Source organism: Bradyrhizobium sp. Kon10 (assembly GCF_055807395.1).
In genome coordinates, this window is record NZ_JBVVOZ010000001.1 from 478,445 (window position 1) to 498,360 (window position 19,916).

At 65.6% G+C, this 19,916-nt stretch carries 18 protein-coding genes; 12 read left to right on the forward strand and 6 right to left on the reverse strand.

The features are described from left to right. Positions 1 to 233: 233 nt before the first annotated feature. The 6 genes from AC0L2O_RS02325 to AC0L2O_RS02350 all read left to right on the forward strand — a co-directional run bounded on the left by AC0L2O_RS02325 (position 234) and on the right by AC0L2O_RS02350 (position 4,043). A complete protein-coding gene (locus AC0L2O_RS02325; protein ID WP_409189952.1) occupies positions 234 to 692 on the forward strand; it encodes a tRNA (cytidine(34)-2'-O)-methyltransferase in 459 nt (152 codons plus the stop codon). 30 nt (positions 693 to 722) lie between these two features. Next, entirely contained in the window at positions 723 to 1,355 is a 633-nt protein-coding gene (queE, locus tag AC0L2O_RS02330; protein WP_473368532.1) for a 7-carboxy-7-deazaguanine synthase, read from the forward strand. A gap of 17 nt (positions 1,356 to 1,372) precedes the next feature. After that, on the forward strand, positions 1,373 to 1,738 hold the full coding sequence (locus AC0L2O_RS02335) for a 6-pyruvoyl trahydropterin synthase family protein (protein ID WP_369725877.1): 366 nt from the start codon (positions 1,373 to 1,375) through the stop codon (positions 1,736 to 1,738). 126 nt (positions 1,739 to 1,864) lie between these two features. After that, a complete protein-coding gene (gene hemF / locus AC0L2O_RS02340) occupies positions 1,865 to 2,752 on the forward strand; it encodes an oxygen-dependent coproporphyrinogen oxidase (RefSeq protein ID WP_473368533.1) in 888 nt (295 codons plus the stop codon). Beyond that, on the forward strand, positions 2,743 to 3,489 hold the full coding sequence (locus AC0L2O_RS02345; RefSeq protein WP_473368534.1) for an HAD family hydrolase: 747 nt from the start codon (positions 2,743 to 2,745) through the stop codon (positions 3,487 to 3,489). Before hemF ends, AC0L2O_RS02345 begins: the two co-directional genes overlap by 10 nt. 347 nt (positions 3,490 to 3,836) lie before the next feature. After that, a complete protein-coding gene (locus tag AC0L2O_RS02350) occupies positions 3,837 to 4,043 on the forward strand; it encodes a YodC family protein (protein WP_369725880.1) in 207 nt (68 codons plus the stop codon). Between the two features lie 1,291 nt (positions 4,044 to 5,334). Here AC0L2O_RS02350 and AC0L2O_RS02355 read toward each other — a convergent pair. Genes AC0L2O_RS02355 through AC0L2O_RS02375 form a run of 5 tightly spaced genes read right to left on the reverse strand, consistent with a single transcriptional unit; the run spans position 5,335 to position 8,908 of the window. Further along, positions 5,335 to 6,105, reverse strand: a complete 771-nt coding sequence (locus AC0L2O_RS02355; protein WP_473368535.1) for a sulfite exporter TauE/SafE family protein — start codon at positions 6,103 to 6,105, stop codon at positions 5,335 to 5,337. Beyond that, a complete protein-coding gene (locus tag AC0L2O_RS02360; protein WP_473368536.1) occupies positions 6,102 to 7,358 on the reverse strand; it encodes a CCA tRNA nucleotidyltransferase in 1,257 nt (418 codons plus the stop codon). Before AC0L2O_RS02360 ends, AC0L2O_RS02355 begins: the two co-directional genes overlap by 4 nt. 10 nt (positions 7,359 to 7,368) lie before the next feature. Continuing rightward, positions 7,369 to 7,632, reverse strand: coding sequence for a DUF6111 family protein (locus tag AC0L2O_RS02365; RefSeq protein WP_369725883.1), 264 nt, complete (start codon positions 7,630 to 7,632; stop codon positions 7,369 to 7,371). Continuing rightward, a complete protein-coding gene (locus tag AC0L2O_RS02370) occupies positions 7,629 to 8,300 on the reverse strand; it encodes a CoA pyrophosphatase (RefSeq protein ID WP_473368537.1) in 672 nt (223 codons plus the stop codon). The genes AC0L2O_RS02365 and AC0L2O_RS02370 overlap by 4 nt, the downstream gene beginning before the upstream one ends. Then, complete coding sequence (locus AC0L2O_RS02375) at positions 8,297 to 8,908, reverse strand: DUF1285 domain-containing protein (RefSeq protein ID WP_473368538.1); 612 nt, start codon at positions 8,906 to 8,908, stop codon at positions 8,297 to 8,299. Before AC0L2O_RS02375 ends, AC0L2O_RS02370 begins: the two co-directional genes overlap by 4 nt. A 316-nt stretch (positions 8,909 to 9,224) precedes the next feature. On the opposite strand from AC0L2O_RS02375, the gene AC0L2O_RS02380 reads away from it, so the two are divergent. The 6 genes from AC0L2O_RS02380 (at position 9,225) to AC0L2O_RS02405 (ending at position 19,092) form a co-directional block, all read left to right on the forward strand. After that, positions 9,225 to 10,223: an AAA family ATPase gene (locus tag AC0L2O_RS02380; RefSeq protein ID WP_369725885.1), complete on the forward strand. Its 999-nt coding sequence runs from the start codon at positions 9,225 to 9,227 to the stop codon at positions 10,221 to 10,223. Beyond that, a complete protein-coding gene (locus AC0L2O_RS02385; protein ID WP_473368539.1) occupies positions 10,223 to 11,167 on the forward strand; it encodes a DUF58 domain-containing protein in 945 nt (314 codons plus the stop codon). Before AC0L2O_RS02380 ends, AC0L2O_RS02385 begins: the two co-directional genes overlap by 1 nt. Then, positions 11,164 to 13,977 carry a DUF4159 domain-containing protein gene (locus AC0L2O_RS02390; RefSeq protein WP_473368540.1) on the forward strand — a complete coding sequence of 938 codons (2,814 nt, stop codon included), beginning with the start codon at positions 11,164 to 11,166 and terminating at the stop codon, positions 13,975 to 13,977. The genes AC0L2O_RS02385 and AC0L2O_RS02390 overlap by 4 nt, the downstream gene beginning before the upstream one ends. A gap of 7 nt (positions 13,978 to 13,984) precedes the next feature. Further along, a complete protein-coding gene (locus tag AC0L2O_RS02395; RefSeq protein WP_473368541.1) occupies positions 13,985 to 16,048 on the forward strand; it encodes a hypothetical protein in 2,064 nt (687 codons plus the stop codon). Positions 16,049 to 16,277: 229 nt separating this feature from the next. After that, positions 16,278 to 16,676 carry a DUF2946 domain-containing protein gene (locus AC0L2O_RS02400; RefSeq protein WP_473368542.1) on the forward strand — a complete coding sequence of 133 codons (399 nt, stop codon included), beginning with the start codon at positions 16,278 to 16,280 and terminating at the stop codon, positions 16,674 to 16,676. A 142-nt stretch (positions 16,677 to 16,818) separates the two neighbouring features. After that, positions 16,819 to 19,092, forward strand: a complete 2,274-nt coding sequence (locus AC0L2O_RS02405) for a TonB-dependent receptor (RefSeq protein ID WP_473368543.1) — start codon at positions 16,819 to 16,821, stop codon at positions 19,090 to 19,092. A gap of 407 nt (positions 19,093 to 19,499) precedes the next feature. Here the strand turns inward: AC0L2O_RS02405 and AC0L2O_RS02410 are convergent, their stop codons facing one another. Next, positions 19,500 to 19,883 (reverse strand): RidA family protein, encoded by a 384-nt coding sequence (locus tag AC0L2O_RS02410; protein WP_473368544.1) that lies wholly within the window; start codon positions 19,881 to 19,883, stop codon positions 19,500 to 19,502. Positions 19,884 to 19,916: the final 33 nt, after the last annotated feature.

Here is a 19,916-nt window from a genome sequence, read left to right on the forward strand (position 1 = left end):
GGCGCCCAAAGGTCCCCAGAACAGTCTGCCGGCGCCCGCGGCCCCCCGCGGCGGCAGAACTTCGCGTGTTCCCGCCAAAACAGGCGGAAACAGCAGTCCAGAATCGTTCTATTCGCACCCTTGCCGGGCGAGCGCAAGCCCGCTAACCGCGCGGAAGCGTGCAATGAACGAATTCCGTCGCTGGCGATGTTTTAATGAGACATTTCCGGCCCGCAGCAACCCGGTCACGACACATGCAGATAGCGCTTTTCCAGCCCGACATTGCCCAGAACACCGGCACGATTCTCAGGCTCTGCGCCTGTCTCGGATTGGCGGCCCATATCATCGAACCCGCCGGCTTCCCGTTCTCCGACCGGCTGTTCCGCCGGGCGGGAATGGACTATCTCGACCATGTCAGCCTGACCCGTCACGATTCCTGGTCGAAATTTTCGGCCTGGCGCGAGGAACAACATTATCGGCTGCTGCTGTTCACCACCAAAGGCGCGACCGACTACCGCGATTTCCGTTACCAGACGTCCGACATCCTGCTATTCGGGCGCGAGAGCGCCGGCGTCACCGATGCGGTGGTCGAAGCCGCCGATGCCCGCCTGGTGATCCCGATCTCGCCGGGGCTGCGCTCGCTCAATGTCGCCATGACCGCGGCGATGGCCGCAGGCGAGGCGCTGCGGCAGGTCCGGAACCCGCAAGTTTGACAGCAAGTTTGACAGTTTAAGGAGAGACGATTGAGTTACGCGGTCAAGGAAATCTTCCTGACCCTGCAAGGCGAAGGCACCCACGCGGGACGCGCCGCCGTGTTCTGCCGTTTTGCCGGCTGCAATCTCTGGAGCGGCCGGGAGGCCGATCGCGACGACGCGACTTGCAAATTCTGCGACACGGATTTCGTCGGCACGGATGGCACGCTCGGCGGACGCTACGGCTCGGCCGCGGACCTCGCCGGCACCATCGCCGCGCAATGGACCGGATCGGCCGTGAACCGCTATGTGGTGCTGACCGGCGGCGAGCCGCTGTTGCAGGTCGACGCCGAACTGGTCGCGGCGCTCCACGCCCGCGGCTTCGAGATCGGGGTCGAGACCAACGGCACGGTCGCGCCGCCGGACGGGCTCGACTGGATCTGCGTCAGCCCCAAGGGCGGCAGCGAACTGGTGCTGCGCCATGGCCACGAGCTGAAGCTGGTCTATCCGCAGGCGCTCGCGCGGCCTGAGACTTTCGAGAGCCTCGCCTTCGAACGCTTCTCGCTCCAGCCGATGGACGGTCCGGACGTCGCTGAGAATACCGCTCGCGCGATCGACTATTGCCTGCGCCATCCGCAATGGCGGCTGAGCGTGCAGACGCATAAATCGCTCGGCATCAGATAGGACGGGTTGACGGACAGATGTGGGAATTGACGAAATCGTTTCGCTTCGAGGCGGCGCATTCGCTGTCGGGCACGACCTTTGGCGCTGACAGCGAAGAGATCCACGGCCACTCCTTCCGCGCCGAGGTGACCCTGCGCGGCACGCCGGATCCGGCGACCGGGATGCTGGTGGACCTCGGCGTGCTCCAGCGCGCCATCGAGGACGTGCGCGTGATGCTGGACCACAAGTTCCTCAACAAGATCGAGGCGCTTGGGATCCCGACGCTGGAAAACCTCTCACGCTTTGTCTGGGAGCGGCTAGAGCATATCGGCAAGCTCACCCGCGTCAGCATTCACCGCGACAGTTGCAACGAGAGCTGCACCTATTACGGTCCGCAAGGATAGACTTCGAGGATTTCGTAGGGTGGGCAAAGCGCAGCGTGCCCACCATTCAAGATCACGGTGAAAGATGGTGGGTACGGCGCAAGGGCGCCTTTGCCCACCCTACGGCACTACGGTTGGGATTTGCAGATGGACGTTTCAGTCATCGAAGACCGCAAAGCCCGCGCCCGCGCCTGGTTCGAATCCTTGCGCGACGACATCTGCGCGAGCTTCGAGCGGCTGGAGGATGACGCGCCGCAAAGCCTCTATCCCGGCGACGCCGGCCGGTTCAAACGCACGCCGTGGCAGCGTACCGATCATACCGGCGCGGCCGGCGGCGGCGGCGTGATGTCGATGATGTACGGCCGCCTGTTCGAGAAGGTCGGCGTGCATTGCTCGACCGTGCACGGCGAATTCGCGCCCGAGTTTCGCGCGCAGATCCCCGGCGCGGCGGACGATCCGCGGTTCTGGGCCTCCGGCATCTCGCTGATCGCTCACTTACGCAATCCGCACGTGCCGGCAGTCCACATGAACACGCGCTTCGTCGTCACCACCAAGGCCTGGTTCGGCGGCGGCGCCGACCTCACGCCGGTGCTCGATCGCCGCCGCACGCAGGACGACGCCGACACGATCGCCTTCCACGCCGCGATGAAGGACGCCTGTACCGGACCGAACGGCGTTGCCGATTACGACAAGTACAAGACGTGGTGCGACGAGTATTTCTATCTGCCGCACCGGAAAGAGGCGCGCGGCGTCGGCGGCATCTTCTACGACTGGCACGACAGCGGCGACTGGGACGCCGACCTCGCCTTCACCCAGGACGTCGGTCGCGCCTTCCTCAAGACCTATCCTGACATCGTGCGGCGCAATTTCGCAACCGCCTGGACCGCGGAGGATCGCGAGGAGCAGCTGGTTCGGCGCGGGCGTTATGTCGAGTTCAACCTGCTCTATGACCGCGGCACGATTTTCGGACTCAAGACCGGCGGCAATGTCGACTCGATCCTGTCATCGCTGCCGCCGGAGGTGAAATGGCCATGAGCGCGATCAAGCCGCTCCCCCGCGCCATGCTGATCGACATGGACGACACCATCCTGTCGGCCTATGGCCGGCCCGAGATCGCCTGGAACACGATCGCCAACGAGTTCGCCGACGAGCTCGCGCCGCTGCCGCCGCGCGAGGTCGCAACGGCCGTGCTGGCCTTCGCGCGAAACTTCTGGGCCAATGCGGACGCCTCATGGCGGCTGAAGCTTGCCGAAGCCCGGCATCTGACGGTCAAGGGCGGCTTTGCCGCGCTCGCCGCGGCTGGCCACCGCGCCCTGCCCGACGATCTCGCGATGCGCCTGGCCGATCGCTTCACCAGCTATCGCGAAGAGGAGATGTTCGTCTTCCCCGGCGCGCATGATGCCATCGACAGGCTGAAGGCGCTCGGCGTCAAGCTCGCGCTGGTGACCAACGGCGCCGCCGTCACCCAGCGCGCCAAGGTCGAGCGATTCGAGCTGGCGCATCGTTTTCACCACATCCAGATCGAGGGCGAGCACGGCTTCGGCAAGCCGGAGGAGCGCGCCTATCTGCATGCGATGGACGCGCTCGGCGTCACCGCCGAGGACACCTGGATGATCGGCGACAATCTGGAATGGGAAGTCGTCACCCCGCAGCGCCTCGGCATCTATGCGATCTGGATCGACGTGCATGGCGAGGGCCTGCCCGAGGGCTCGACCGTCCGGCCCGACCGCATCATCCGCTCGCTGACCGAACTGCTGCCGGGCGAGCTGTAACCAGGCGCGAACAAAAAAATCTCGAAAACAACCCCATGCACAGTAGACGGCTGCCGCAAATTCAACGGCTTGCGGATTTTGCGAAAAACCTTTGACCCGTCGGGCAAAACAGGCGCATGATGTCATTGTCGCGGGGCATGGCCAAGAAAGCCCTTGCGCAATCGATCCAACAGGCGCACTTGCCTGACTCAGTGAAATCGCTCCGGCTTGAAACCGTGCCATCGGTGTTTCAACAGCCTGGCAGCGGATCCGCCTGCGGCAGCACATCCAGCAATCCAGCAGCCCGTGATGGGCATGTCATGCCTGTTTGCTAGCCTCTCAAGTCAATCAACCCGAAAGGACCATCCATGGAACTGAAAGCCGGCGATATCGTCATGCTGAAATCCGGCGGCCAGCCGCTCACCGTCGCAACCGTGAAGGGCGACGACGTGACCTGTCTCTGGATGGGCGCAGAAGGCGATTTGTTTCGCGAGACGCTGCCGCTCGCGGTGCTCGAACGCCTGGAAGTGGAAGACCTCGACGAAGACGAGGATGACGACGAAGACGAGGAATAGGCACGGTTGAAGCCTGATTAGACCCGGAGTGCTCGGCTCCGGCGCACCTGATGTCCGCTTGGTCCGCCAATCGCGGCGCATTAGCGGACATCGCTTGTCGCAGTCCGTAGGATGGGTCATCGCGCGCCGCTACGGAGGCGGGTCGGCCAACCGACACGAACCAGCGTTTCATCGGGATCAGACATGGCAAACTCGTGCATCCCCCATGGTTTGTCTTCGGGTGATCGCTGAAATTCGCGGGCCGCGGCGTCAACGTTCTCGAGATAGAGATAAAGGCCAAAAGGGTTTCAATTCTCGTCTACGCTGCCGCCCGGGCAAAGTTACGACGATACCCGTCATGATGAGGTGATTGCAGAAAAAGGCGATGGGTTTCGCAAGGGCTCAACCATCCTACGGACTGCACTTCTTCTCCCGCGCCACGCCAGCGTAGCTTGTGCCGTGTGGCAGCCATGTCCGCAACGGTCGTCGGCTGTGAATCAAGCTTTCCCCACGGAAAAGATCCCTGGGTTGGATGTAGCGAGTCCTCGGGCGGACAAACCAGCGCATTTTTCTCGGCGACGTGCCGAGACAGTCTCACCTACAAGAACTACGTAGACTGCGTCGAGACCAAGGTGTTCCTGGGCGAGTATCGCAACAGAGCCTACTGGTTTTGCAGCAGCCTCTCTGCTGGCAACAAGTTCAAAGTCGCCGAACTCAAGCGATCAAGACGCTAGCGCTACTCAACTCCGTCGCGCCTGATGTCCGCTTCACCGCCAATCACGGGACAGCGGACATCGCTGAAGCCCGTAGGATGGGTGGAGCGCAGCGATACCCATCAATGTCTCGCGCCATGCTCGCGGGTGTCGTCGGAATCGTTACGACGAGAACCCGTCATGATGAGGTGATGACGGAAGCGATGGGTTTCGCGAGGGCTCAACCCATCCTACAGGCTGCGCCGGGCATCACGCACCGCCAATCGCCCTCGTGATCTTGCCGCTGCCGCCGCAATTGGGACAGGGAGACGCACCGATGCGTCCCTTGCCATGACATTCGGGACAGATGTCTTCGCCGGTGCCGGGTGTTCCGGGGCGGGCTTCGTCACCGGGATTGAGGGTCGCCTGGTTCGTTGAGGCCTGGGAAGCTGAACCGGTGTTCTGAGGGGTCGAAGGATTCGCGTTTGCCATTTGCATCTCCCTGGTCGACCGCAAACGCGCTTCACCGACGGAAGTTGCTAATGGTGATATCCGACGCGGTAGTCCGGAACGAGGTTCGATCCCCGGTCCACGCGCGAATGCCTTCCGGGCCGGGTCATCTACGCGATGAGTTGCCTCACCGCAGCCGAGATCATCACCAACCCGCCGGTGATCACCGCAACATCGAGGATCGCCGTGTGGATGTGCACCGGCATGCGCTCGACGAACGCCTTGGCGAGGAATGCGCCGGGGATGACGATGGCCCCGATCAGCAGCGCGAAGGCGAGCACCTGCGCGGTGACGGCGCCGGCGAGGCCGAACACCGAGATCTTGATGAGGCCGGTGCCGAGCGAGATCATTGCATCCGTTGCGATCACCGCGGCGCCTTCGAGGCCCGCGGCCATCAGCAGCGAGAGCAGGATCACGCCGGAACCGGACGTGCCGCCGACCAGCACCCCGTAGCCGACCGAGCCGGCCGCCAGACCAGTGTCGCCGATCTTGACCTGGCGGCGGCGGAGCACGCGGCGCAGCGGCACGCTGAGGGTCAGCATGGTGCCGATCACCAGTGCCGCGCCGGCATTGCTCAGCCGGGTATAGCCGTAGGCGCCGAGCGCGGTGGTCAGCGCCGCGCAGGCGAGCACGATCAGTGCGCGGCGGCGGTCGGCATAGCGGAGATAGGCAATCGCACGGCTCGAATTGGTGAAGATCGCGGAGATCGCGATGATCGGCACCACGGGTTCGGCGCCGACCAGCGGCACCAGCACCAGCGGCATCAGCGCGCCGGTGCCGTAGCCGGCCAGACCACCAATGATCGACGCGAACAACGCCATCAACGCGACCAGCAGCAGCTGAAACAGCGAGATGTCGGCGAAGCCCGAGACGATGGTCAATGTTTCTGATCGCGCCTGATGCGTGCCGCAGCTTGATCTGCGATGGAAGCGAGTGCGGCTTCATCTAGTGGAAAATCCGCCGCGAGCCAAGCGTCCTCGGCGAGGGTCAACACATGTCCGAGCGCCGGTCCCTCGGCCAGGCCGCGCGCGATGAAATCGGCGGCTTTCAGCGGGAATTTCGGCGCGGTCCAGCGCTGCGGCAGCTCGGCCAGCGCGCGCCAGCGCGACGATGTCACGTCGCCGCCGTTCCTCGCCCAGCCCAGCAGCACGCGATCGTGATAGCGCTCCGGCCCGAGCCGGTAGAGCAGCCGCCGCGCGCTGGCCTCGTCCTTGGTGGCGAAGCGCCACCAGCGGTGCCCCATCGAATCCAGCGCCTTGGCCTCATTGTTGGAGAGCCGCAAGCGCGCGGCGACGCGTTTTGCATCCTCGGTCACGGCCACCGTCAGCGCGGCGAGCCGACGGGTTACGCTCGCGGGCAGGCCGAGCGCGCGCTCGATCGCGATCATCGCCGACAACGGTCCGGTATAGACGACGCCGCCGATCAGCGCTTGCAGCAAGCCGGCATCGGCCATCGCCAGCGCGGCGCTCGATGCGCCGCCGGCGACCAGCAATTTCAGCATCTCCATCCGCACCCGCTCGGCCGAAAGGGTCGCGAGGCCAGCGCGGCCACGGATGCAGGCGAGATAGCCGGCGCGGTCGGGCTCGCCGGCACCGAAGGCGGCGTGGATGCGGAAGAAGCGCAGGATGCGCAAGTAATCTTCAGTGATGCGCTGATCGGCATCGCCGATGAAGCGCACGCGCCGCGCTCGCGCATCCGCGACGCCGCCGACATAGTCGTAGACGACGCCACCCGCATCGACCGACAACCCGTTCATGGTGAAGTCGCGGCGCTCGGCGTCCTTGACCCAGTCGCGGCCGAAGGCGACCCTGGCTTTGCGGCCGAAGGTTTCGGTGTCCTCGCGCAGCGTCGTGACTTCATAGGGCTGGCTGTCGATCACGAGCGTGATGGTGCCGTGGTCGATGCCGGTCGGCACGCTCTTGATGCCGGCGCTCTTTGCGCGCCGCATCACCTCCTCCGGCAATGCCGTGGTCGCGATGTCGATGTCGCCCGGCGCGAGATCGAGCAGCGCGTTACGGACGGCGCCGCCGACCACGCGCGCCTCCTCACCGTCCACATTGAGAATTTGCAGGACGCGCGCGGTCCCGCCTGAGATCAGCCAGGGCGCTTGCGCAAGGATCGGCTCTGCGCTCATCATCCCGCCTTTATTTTTCGGTGCCCGGCACGAGCTTGCCGTTGACGACATGGGCGGGCACGTAGGTCGAATTCGGCGCGGCGCCGGAGAAATGCGCAAACCCGATCAGCCCCGCGATCACCAGCACCAGGGCCGCCAGGGCCAGGCGCGCGACGATGGTGGTCGGCCAGGACGATTGCACGAACAGGCCGGTACGCGTCGCGGCCAGGAACAGCGCATAGACGGCAAAGGGAATGAGAAAGATTCCGATCTCGGTCAGGACCGGCCGGATCATGACGAATAAATCCGCTCATAAAGCACGCGCAGCATGCCGGCCGTCGCACCCCAGATGTAGCGCTCGGCAAACGGCATCGCATAATAGGACCGCTCCATGCCGCGGAATTCCTTGCTGTGCACCTGGTGGTTGGCCGGGTTCATCAGGAAGGATAGCGGCACCTCGAACGCGTCATCAACCTCGGAATGGTTGATCGTGAGCTCAAAGCCCGGCCGCACCCTCGCAACCGTCGGCAGGATGCGGAAGCCGAACCCGGTGCCGTAGAGATCGAGATAGCCGATCGGCTCGACGAAATCGCGCGACAGGCCGACCTCCTCCTCCGCCTCGCGCAAGGCCGCATCGAGCGGGGAGGTGTCGGTCGCGTCGATCTTGCCGCCGGGAAACGCGATCTGGCCGGCATGGTCGTTGAGATGCGCGGAGCGCTGCGTCAGCAAGATCGTCGGGTCGGGATGGTCGACCACCGCGATCAGCACCGCGGCCGGCCGCACCGGCTGCTCGCGCGCGATGATCTCGAGCATCTTGTCGGTGCCCGGATCGCCCGAAGCCGGAATGATGTTGGGATCATAGAGGCCGGGCGGAACGTCGAAGCCGAGCCGCTCCCTGGAGCGGGCAAAGAATTCAGCCGCTCCGGCCGCGACAGACTCGGTCTTCAAGACAGGCTTGTTCAAAGCGCGGCCCTCACCTGCTCCGCATCGGCCATGGCGAAGAATTCGCCGGCCGATTCGACGCCGAACATCGGCTGGCCATCGACCATCCGCTCCTCGCCCATGTCAACCAGATCGTAATAGAGCGCGCGGGTGACCTTGGCCCAGAGATCGGCGCGCACGTGCAGATAGGGCGTCAGCCCGCCGTCCCTGGCCTGTTCGAAACGCAGCCGGTGCGCGGCATCGCAGGTGACCCAGTCGTCGACATTGGTGCGGAAGCGGAGCACGCGACGGTTGTCCTCGCCGTCCTTCTGCATCTCGACCGCCATGAACGGCGCATCGTCGACGCGGATGCCGACCTTCTCCACCGGCGTGACGAGGAAATGCTTGTCGCCTTCGCGCTTCAAAATCGTCGAGAACAGGCGAACCAGCGCAGGCCGGCCGATTGGCGTGCCCAGATAGAACCATGTACCGTCGTTGGCGATTCGCATGTCGAGATCGCCGCAAAACGGCGGATTCCACAGATGCACCGGCGGCAGTCCTTTTTTGGCGCCTTCGGCACTGGCAGCAGTTTTGGCGGCGGCAGTCAGCCCATCGAGAGCACGATCGGTGCCCTGCCCTTGGTTCGCCATGGTTTGCCCTGAGTTTGTCATTTCGCACGATGGGTCATTTGGCACGATTGGTGCAGGTCTGAATTGTAAGTCTACGTTGTATGTCGGTGCGTGGTTCCACCCCGCATTAGTCCGGTGTGGAGTTCGCCACTTCGTGATGCCCTACATATCCCCAAGCCGATAAGGTGGGGATAGGTTAATTCAACGAATACATGGCCTTCCTGCAAGTCTAGCATAGGGCCCATGAGATCGCGTCACGACAAAGTCACGGGATGACGTGACGACAGATGATCTGACGACGCAAGATAGCCGCATGGCAGGCTTAAGGAGCTGACGGATGGCGGAAAGTGTCGAGAAACTCGAGGACGGGATCGTTCGCTCGGCCGAGCAGGTGTCGAGCCAGATTCGTGCGGCCAAGGACGCGATCGCATCCGTCATCTTCGGTCAGGATCGCGTGATCGAGAACACGCTGGTCACCATCCTCTCCGGCGGCCACGCGCTCTTGATCGGCGTGCCCGGCCTGGCCAAGACCAAGCTGGTCGAGACGCTCGGCGTCACGCTCGGTCTCGATGCCAAGCGCATCCAGTTCACGCCCGATCTGATGCCGTCGGACATTCTCGGCGCCGAAGTGCTCGACGAGAGCACCGCCGGCAAGCGCTCGTTCCGCTTCATCGCCGGTCCGGTGTTCGCACAGCTGCTGATGGCCGACGAGATCAACCGCGCCAGCCCGCGCACGCAATCGGCGCTGCTGCAGGCCATGCAGGAGCAGCACATCACCGTTGCCGGCGCGCGCCACGATCTGCCCAAGCCGTTCCACGTGCTCGCGACTCAAAACCCGCTGGAGCAGGAGGGCACCTATCCGTTGCCCGAAGCGCAGCTCGATCGCTTCCTGATGGAGATCGACGTCGATTATCCCGATCGCGATGCCGAGCGCCGCATCCTGTTCGAAACCACCGGCGCCGACGAGACGCTGGCCAGGGGATCGATGAGCGCGGACGCGCTGATCACGGCGCAGCGGCTGGTTCGCCGCCTGCCCGTCGGCGATTCCGTGGTCGAAGCCATCCTGTCGCTGGTGCGCGCCGCTCGTCCGGGGCCGGACAGCGGCGAGACCGGCAAGTTCATCGCCTGGGGACCTGGCCCGCGCGCCAGCCAATCCTTGATGCTCGCGGTGCGCGCACGCGCGCTGATCGACGGGCGTCTCGCGCCCTCGATCGACGACGTGCTCGACCTCGCCGAGCCCGTGCTGAAGCACCGCATGGCGCTGACATTCCAGGCGCGCGCCGAGGGACGCACCATTCCGGAGGTGATCCGGCAGTTGAAGACACGGATCGGTTGATGGCAGCGGAGAACGGGCACACGGCGAAGGAGATCATTGCGATCCGACGTGCCGATGGCGAAAGCCGCACGCTCGCCGCTTCGCTGCCGCGCCTGGTTCTGGAAGCCCGCCGTATCGCCGCCAATGTCATCCACGGCCTGCATGGCCGGCGCCGCGCCGGCGCGGGCGAGAGCTTCTGGCAGTACCGCCGCTTCGTCTCGGGCGAGCCGTCGCAGAATGTCGACTGGCGCCGCTCGGCGCGCGACGACCATCTCTATGTCCGCGAGCACGAATGGGAAGCCTCGCACACGGTCTGGATCTGGCCCGACCGCTCGCCTTCGATGGCGTTCGCCTCGAAACAGGCGCGCGAGTCCAAGCTCGAGCGTACGCTGATCGTTGCGTTTGCGCTGGCGGAGTTGCTGGTCTCCGGCGGCGAGCGCGTCGGCATTCCCGGCCTGATGGCGCCGACCGCAAGCCGCAGTGTCATCGACAAGATGGCGCAGGCGATGCTGCATGACGATTCCGAGCGGCCGAGCCTGCCGCCGTCCTTCGTGCCTTCGGCGCTGGCCGAGACGATCGTGCTGTCGGATTTCTGGTCGCCGATCGACGAGATCAGGGCGACGCTTGCAGGGCTCTCCGGCTCCGGCGCGCATGGCACGCTGGTGCAGATCGTCGATCCCGCCGAAGAGTCGTTTCCTTATTCCGGCCGCGTCGAGTTCGTGGAGCCGGAAGGCTTCGGCGTGATCACCGCCGGTCGCGCCGAGAGCTGGGCGCAGGATTACACCGCGCGGCTCGCGCTGCACCGCGACCAGATCCGCGCCGAGACCAACAAGCTCGACTGGCTGTTCGCGACACATTCGACCGACCGTTCCGCCGCCGAACTGCTGCTGTTCCTCCATGCCGGCATGCAGGTGAGCAAGTCGGGCGCCCGCACCACCACGATCAAGGCGGGGCCGGCCGCATGATGGGATTGCCGCTCGCCTTCACCGAACCGCTGCTGCTGATCGGCCTCGTCAGCCTCCCCGTGCTGTGGTGGCTGCTCCGCGTGATGCCGCCGCGGCCGCGCCGTATCGAGTTTCCGCCGACGCGCCTGTTGTTCGACATCGCGCCGAGGGAAGAGACGCCCTCGCGGACGCCGTGGTGGCTGACCGCGTTGCGGCTTTTGGCTGCGGCGCTGGTGATCTTCGCCGCCGCCGGCCCGATCTGGAATCCACGGACCGGGCTTGCGGGCAGCAAGGCGCCGCTGATGATCATGTTCGACGACGGCTGGAGCGCGGCATCGAACTGGGACGTCAGGATCAGGGCCGCCGACGAATTGATCGCCAATGCCGACAACGACCGCCGCGCCATTGCGCTGGTGCCGCTGTCGGAGCCGAACCGCGACATCACCCTGATGCCGGCGGGTGCGGCGCGCGTCGCGCTGCGGCAGCTCTCGCCAAAACCCTATTCGATCGAACGCGTCGAAACGCTGGCGGCGATCGATCGCTTCCTGAAAGCGACCGGCGATTGCGAGATCGCCTGGCTGTCCGACGGCGTCGACACCGGCCGCGGCGAGGAGTTTCTGCAAGGCCTCGGCAAGACCATCGGCGAGCGCAGCTTGACGGTGTTCGAAGGCGGCACCTCGTCCCCGTTGGCGCTGGTGGCGGCCGAAAATGCGGCTGCGACAATGACGGTGAAGGTGCTGCGCACCGACAGCGGCATCGCCGCCGGTACGGTGCGGGCACTGGACCAGAAGGCCTCGCCGATCGGCGAAGCCCGTTACACTTTCGGCCCGCAGGACAAGGAAACCGAAGCCGCGTTCGACCTGCCGGTCGAGTTGCGCAACGACATCGCCCGGCTCGAGATCTCCGGCGAGCGCTCGGCCGGCGCGGTGCAGCTGCTCGACAAGCGCTGGCGGCGGCGCGCCATCGGCATCGTCTCGGGTGCGAGCAGCGAGACCGCACAGCCGCTGCTGGCGCCGAGCTTCTATCTCACCCGCGCGCTGGCGCCGTTCGCCGATGTGCGGCTGGCCGACAAGGGCGCGCCGCAGCAGGGCATCACGCAATTCCTCGACCAGAAGCTGCCGATGATCATTTTGGCCGATGTCGGCACCGTCGCGCCGGAGTTGCGCGAACGCCTCAACGCCTGGATCGATCAGGGCGGCGTGCTGGTGCGCTTCGCGGGCCCAAGGCTGGCGCAGGCCGAGGACGATCTCGTCCCGGTCAAGCTGCGCAAGGGCGGCCGCACGCTCGGCGGCAGCCTGACCTGGGAGAAGCCGCAGCATCTCGCCGCTTTCGCGGCCGACGGTCCGTTTGCCGGCGTCGTCGTCCCCAAGGACGTCACCGTGAGCCGGCAGGTTCTGGCCGAGCCCGATGCGGTGCTCGCCACCAAGAGCTGGGCTTCGCTTGAAGACGGCACTCCGCTCGTCACCGGCGAGCACCGCGGCAAGGGCATCGTCAGCCTGTTCCATGTCAGCGCCGACATGCGCTGGTCGGATCTGCCGATGTCGGGCAGCTTTGTCGAAATGCTGAGGCGGATCGTCGACATGTCCGGCTACACCTCCAAACCTGGCGCCGGTGTTGCGACTGAGGCCAGCACCGAGACGCTGGCGCCGCTGCGCATGCTCGACGGCTTCGGCGCCTTCGGCCCGCCGCCGGCCGCCGCAAAGCCGCTGACGGCCGATTATCGCGACCGCGCCACACCAGATCATCCGCCCGGCTTCTACGGTCCGGCAGAAGGACCGCTCGCCGTGAACACGCTCGCTAGCGCCGACCGCATCGCCGCCCTGAACACCGCGAGCCTGCGCGCCCGGCACGCCACCTACACCAATGCGGAACCGCGAGACCTGCGCGGTTGGCTGCTGTCGACCTCGCTCGCACTGTTTTTGGTCGACGCCATCATCGTCGCGCTGCTCGGCGGCGGCCTCGCCGCGCTGCTGCGCCGACGGGCCGCGCCCGCGATGATCGTGCTCGGCCTGGTGCTCGCCGGCCTGCTCTCGTTCGCGCCGACGCCGTCGCGCGCCGACAGCGCCGCCGACGAGTTCGCGATGAAGTCGACGTCGCAGACCCGCCTCGCTTATGTCGTCACCGGCAATGCCGACGTCGATTCCATCGTCAAGGCCGGTCTGTCCGGGCTGACGCTGTTCCTGGCGCAGCGCACCGCGCTCGAGGCCGGCGATCCCGTCGGCATCGATCCCGCGCGTGACGAGCTCGCGTTTTTCCCGCTGATCTACTGGCCGATCGTGCCGGGCGCGCCGAAGCCGCCGCAGGACGCCATCAACAGGATCGATGCCTATATGAAGCAGGGCGGCACCGTGATCTTCGACACCCGCGACGCGGTCGAGGCGCCGCCCGGCGAGAACGGTGCGTCGCAGACGCCGGGCATGCAGAGCTTGCGCGAGATCCTGTCCTCGCTCGACGTGCCCGAGCTCGAGCCGGTGCCGCGCGAGCACGTGCTGACCAAGACCTTTTATCTCTTGCGCGACTTCCCAGGCCGCTTCAACACCGGCCAGACCTGGGTCGAAGCGCTGCCGCGCGAGGACGACGACGAGAGCGCGCAGAAGCCCGCGCGCGGCGGTGACGGCGTCTCGCCGATCATCATCACCTCCAACGACCTTGCCGGCGCCTGGGCGCTCCGTCCCGACGGCCAGCCGATGCTGCCGCTGACGCCGGGCGAGCCGCGCCAGCGCGAATTCGCCTACCGCGCCGGCGTCAACATCGTGATGTACACGCTGACCGGCAACTACAAGGCCGACCAGGTGCACGCGCCAGCGCTGATCGAACGGCTGGGGCAATAGGATCGACATGAATTACGGCATCGCGTTCACGCCGCTGGTTCCCGCGATCGTCCTCTGGATCGCGCTGGCGGCGATCGTCGTCATCGCGGGCGTGCTGCTGCTGGCACGCGCGCGCGGCACGGCCGTGCGCGTCGCCGCGCTGGCGCTGTTCCTGCTGGCGCTCGCCAATCCCTCCTTCACACGTGAAGACCGCGATCCCCTCACGTCGATCGCCGCCGTCGTTGTCGACAAGAGCCCGAGCCAGAATTTCGGCAAGCGCAACCAGGAGGCCGCGCAGGCCCAGGAAGCGCTGGTCGACAGCCTGAAGAAGATCAAGGGCCTCGAGGTGCGCGTCGTCGACGCCGGACAGGCCGACGGCGAGACCGACGGCACCCGGCTGTTCGGCGCGCTGGCCTCGGCGCTGTCCGACGTGCCGGTCGACCGCGTCGCCGGCGCGTTCCTGATCACCGACGGACGCGTCCATGACATCCCGGCCAACGCGGCCGCGCTCGGCTTCCAGGCGCCGGTGCATGCGCTGATCACCGGGCAGAAGGACGAGCGCGACCGCCGCATCGCGATCACGGCGGCGCCCCGCTTCGGCATCGTCGGCCAGACCCAGACCATCAGCTACCGGCTCGACGACCAGGGCGTCTCTGGCGAGCGCGCCAAGGTCACGGTCCGCCGCGACGGCGAGGTCATCAACGAGCGCACGCTGTCAAGCGGCCAGAGCGCGAGCGTCGACGTCGAGATCAAGCATGCCGGCCCCAACATCGTCGAGATCGAGGCCTCGCCGCTGGAGCGGGAGCTGACTCCGGTGAACAACCGCGCCGTCGTCGCCATCGACGGCGTGCGCGACAAGCTGCGCGTGCTGCTGGTCTCGGGCGAGCCGCATTCCGGCGAGCGCACCTGGCGCAACCTCTTGAAGTCCGACGCCAGCGTCGACCTCGTGCACTTCACGATTCTGCGTCCGCCGGAGAAGCAGGACGGCACGCCGATCAACGAATTGTCGCTGATCGCGTTTCCGACCCGCGAGCTGTTCCAGCAGAAGATCAACGAATTCCAGCTGATCATCTTCGACCGCTATGCCCGCCAGGGCGTGCTGCCGGTCGCCTATTTCGACAACATCGCGCGCTATGTGCGCTCAGGCGGTGCGGTGCTGGTCTCGGCCGGCCCCGACTACGCCTCCAACACCAGCATCTGGCGCACGCCGCTGGATTCGGTGCTGCCGGCAGAACCGGTCGGCGTGACCGAGAAGCCGTTCTATGCGCATCTGTCCGACATCGGCAAACGCCATCCGGTGACGCGCGGGCTGGAAGGCTCGGCCTCCGAGCCGCCGCACTGGAGCCGCTTCTTCCGCACCGTCGACACCCGCAACTCCGTCAACCCGCCGGTGATGACCGGCGCGGACGGCAAGCCGCTGCTGTTCCTGACGCGCTTCGGCGAGGGCCGCGTCGCGCTGCTGCTGTCAGATCACATCTGGCTGTGGGCGCGCGGCTATGAGGGCGGCGGCCCGCATCTCGATCTGTTGCGGCGGATGTCGCACTGGCTGATGAAGCAGCCGGATCTCGACGAGGAAGCGCTGCGCCTCCAGGTGCAAGGCAAGAACCTCGTGGTGGTGCGCCAGACCATGGCGGACAGCGTGCAGCCCGTCACCGTCACCTCGCCCTCCGGGGTGACGCGTGAGCTGACCCTCAACGCCGGCGACCCCGGCGAGTGGCGCGCCAGCCTGCCGGCGGGCGAGCTCGGCCTGTGGCAGGCCACCGACGGCACGCTGAAGGCGCTGATCAATGTCGGCCCGACCAATCCGAAGGAGTTTTCGGAAGTCACCTCCACCACCGAGACCTTGAAGCCGCTGACGCAGGCGACCGGCGGCGATTCGGTGCGCGTGGTCGACGGCTCCAGCGTCGAGCTGCCGCGTATCGTGCCGGTGCGCTCGGCCAGCGTCTTCCACGGCGACGGCTGGATGGGCGTGCGGATGCGCGACGCCAGCGTGGTGAAGGGCGTCGGCGTGCTGCCGATCTTCGCCGGCCTGATCGGGCTCTTGCTGCTGCTCGGCGCATTTGCGGCGACCTGGGTGCGCGAGGGGCGCTGATCCCGTGATTCACCTCTCCCCAACGGGGAGAGGTGTTCGAGTTCGGGGCGCCTGCTCGTTCAACCAAAACTCGTCCCACTTGAGTTGCCCCAACGACACACCGACCCGATTGCTTGTGCGGGCGGCTCCGCGCGCGGTTGACACCCATAGACCAATCGCGCGATGTTACATTGTAACGTTGCGGCGACACCAAGGGTTGGTGCGTCGCGATGCGGGGTGGCGTCTTTAGATGAAGTGGTTCCGGTCGAACATCAGGCACGGCGCCCGGCTCGCGTTGTTCGCGCTGCTGGTGCAGTTCGCGCTGACCTTCGGCCACAGCCACTGGTTCGCGCAAGCCGCTCCCCTTGCCCAGTCCCAATTGGCGGGCAGCGCCAAGACAATCGCTGCGGCCGACCACGCCGCGGTCGAGAAGCCATCACCCGCAGCCCCCGATCGCGAACATCCGGGCGACGACAATTGCGCGATCTGCGCCTTGGTCGCGATGGCCGGCACGGTTATGTTCGCGACGCCGCCATTGCTGCAACTGCCGCAGGCGGTCGAACTGCTCTACCGCACCACCGATGCCGAGTTCGTCCACCTGCACTCGGTCCGCACGGCGTACCAGCCGCGCGCTCCTCCCGCCTCCTGATTCCCAACCATTGAGCTGCCTATCGGGATCGGCGTTGCGCCGATCTCGCAAGGCCATCGAAATTGAGCCGTCGCGTAACGACGGTGCGTGCCACCTGCAAACCTCTGAATGAGCGCGGCGGTGCGGAAGCGGACTCAGGACAATGCTGTCTTCAAAACCGATATTGGCGGGCACGAGCCTCGCCGCACTGACGCTGCTTCATCTCGGCGGCAGCGCCATGGCGCAAACCGCAACGACGCCCCCCGCCACGACGTTGCCCACCGTCGAAGTCGATGCGCCCAAGCGGACGCAGGCGCCGCGCCGCCCTAAGGTTCGCGTCGCAGTCGAGAAGCGACGGGCAACGCCGCAGGCGCCGCCGCGCACCGAGGCGCCGGCCACCGTCGCTGGCGAGAGCGAACGGTTCGACACGGCGCGTCAATCCGTGCTCCCGCCCGCAGGTGCCGCGACCCACACGCTCACGCACCAGGCGATCGAGGCGCTGCCGCAGGGGAGCAATGCCTCGCTGGACAAGGTGCTGCTGCAATTCCCCGGCGTCACCCAGGACTCGGCCGCGAGCGGCGACCTGCATGTCCGCAACGAGCACGCCAATCTGCAATATCGCATCAATGGCGTCATGCTTCCGGACGGCGTCGGCGCGTTCGGGCAGATTCTCGACACCGGCATTGTCGGCAGCCTCAGCCTCCTCACCGGCGCGCTGCCTGCGCAATATGGCTTGCGAACCGCGGGCGTGCTGGACATCCAGACCAAGGCCGACGCCTTCAACAATACGGGCGTCGTCGGCGTCTATGGCGGTAGCCACGGCACCATCTCGACCAACGTCGAATATGGCGGAACGGTCGGCCAGACCCAGTACTTCCTGTCGGGCCGCTTTCTCCAGAACAATCTCGGCATCGAGAATCCGGCGCCGTCCGTCAATGCGATTCACGACCGCACCAACCAGGAGAAGGGATTTCTCTATCTCTCGACGGTGCTCGATCCCACCAGCCGCCTCACCTTCATGAGCGGCGTATCGAACGCGACGTTCCAGATTCCGAACAATCCCGGACAGACGCCGAATTTCACCGCCTTCGGCGTGTCGGATTTCGACTCGTCCCGTCTCAACGAGCACCAGAACGAGTTTAACCAGTTCAACGTCGTCTCGTACCAGACATCGAGCGGCGAGTTCGATACGCAAACCTCCTACTTCAATCGCTACAGCCAGCTGCATTTCTATCCTGACCCGATCGGCGATCTCGTCTTCAACGGTGTCTCCTCTGACGTCTATCGCCAGAGCGTCGTCAACGGCATCCAGCAGGACACTGCCTGGCGCGTCGGCTATGCGCACACGCTGCGCTTTGGCTTCTCCGTCAGCGCGGAGCGAACGCTGGTCAACAACGCAACGACGGTGCTGCCGCTGGTCGATCCCGCGGACCCCACGGCGGGCACCATCGACGCGCCCTTCTCGGTGTTCGATTCCAACGCAAAGACCGGTTGGCTGGTCGGAACCTACGTCCAGGACGAATGGAAGATCACCAACAATTTGACGCTCAACGCCGGCCTGCGGTTCGACCAGATGTATCAATATGTCGATGCCAACCAGCTCAGCCCTCGGGTCAGCCTGACCTGGAAACCGTTCGACGGCACGACCTTCCACGCAGGCTATGCGCGCAACTTCACCCCACCCTCGCAAGTGATCGCCTCGCCGGTCAATCTCGCGCTGGTGACCCCGCCCGGCGCGTCCGCCAACACCCAGACGCCGGAAGTCGGGCTGAACAGCCCGGTGCTGCCGGAACGGTCGCATGTGTTCGACGTCGGCGTGGTGCAGAAGATCTATCCGATCCCCGGCCTCGAGGTCGGCGCCGACGCTTACTACAAGAAGGCGCGTGACCTGCTCGACGACGGCCAGTTCGGCGCGGCCTATGTGCTGAGCGGCTTCAACTACGATCGCGGCGAGAACGTCGGCGTCGAGTTGAAGTCGACCTACAAAAACGGCGATTTCAGTGCTTATGCCAATCTCGCCTGGGCCAAGCAGATCGCGACCAATGTGGCGTCGAACCAATATTTGTTCGGCCAGGACGAGCTCGGCTACATCTCGACCCACTACATCTACACCGATCACGCGCAGATGCTGAGCGCGTCGGCCGGCGCCTCTTATCTGTGGCAGGGAACGCGCTACAGCGTGTCGATGATCTACGGCAGCGGCCTGCGCTCGGGCTTTGCCAATACCGATCACCTGCCCGGCTACACGCAGGTCAATTTCGGCCTGTCGCACGACTTCAACATCGTCGCGCCGAACAAGCCGACCACATTGCGGTTCGACGTGGTCAACGCCTTCGACACCATCTACCAGATCCGCGACGGCTCCGGCATCGGCGTGTTCGCCCCACAATACGGACCGCGGCGCGGCTTCTATGTCGGCCTCTCGCAGCGGTTCTAGAGCATGATGGCGTTGGGTTTAACTTCTCACCAGGGCGAAGGTGGTCTCCCTCTCCCGCTTGCGGGCAGGGCTATCGCATTTAGCATTTTGGGCGGTGTGAGCGCGCGCCTCGTCCTTCGAGACGACCGCTTCGCGGTCTCCTCAGGATGAGGCTAAGCGGCAATCGGAGCCCGTTGAAACTGCTGCCGCACACTCGGTCCTCATCCTGAGGGCCCGCCGAAGGTGGGCGTCTCGAAGGATGACCACAGAGAAATCTGCCCCATATGCGATCGCCCTGCGCTTGCGGGGGAGGGCTGGGGCGGGAGGTCTCCCGCAATCGAGAACCCCCGTATGGAGAGAACCCTCACCCGTCGCTTCGCGCCGACCTCTCCCGCAAGCGGGAGAGGTCGAGCGAGCCCGCGGCCGGCTCACCTGCGATAGGCGACGCAGTCGATTTCCACCTTGCAATCCACCACCATGCTCGACACCACGCAGGCCCGCGCCGGCGGATTGGCGCCGAAATATTCGGCGAAGACCTTATTGAAGCTTTGAAAGTCGCGGGGATCGTCGAGCCAGACGCCGCAACGCACGACATCCTTGGGCTCGTAACCGGCTTCACTCAGGATCGCGAGCAGGTTGCGGATTGCCTTGTGCGATTGCGGGATGATGCCGCCCTCGATCACCTCGCCGTTCTCCATCGGCGTCTGCCCTGAAACGTAAAGCCAGCCGTCGGCCTCGACCGCGCGGGCAAAAGGAAGGTGCTGGCCGCCGGTGCCGGTGCCGCCGGCCGCGCCGTATCGTTTCAGCGTCATTGGTCTCGTCCTGTCTGTGATTATGATGTCTGC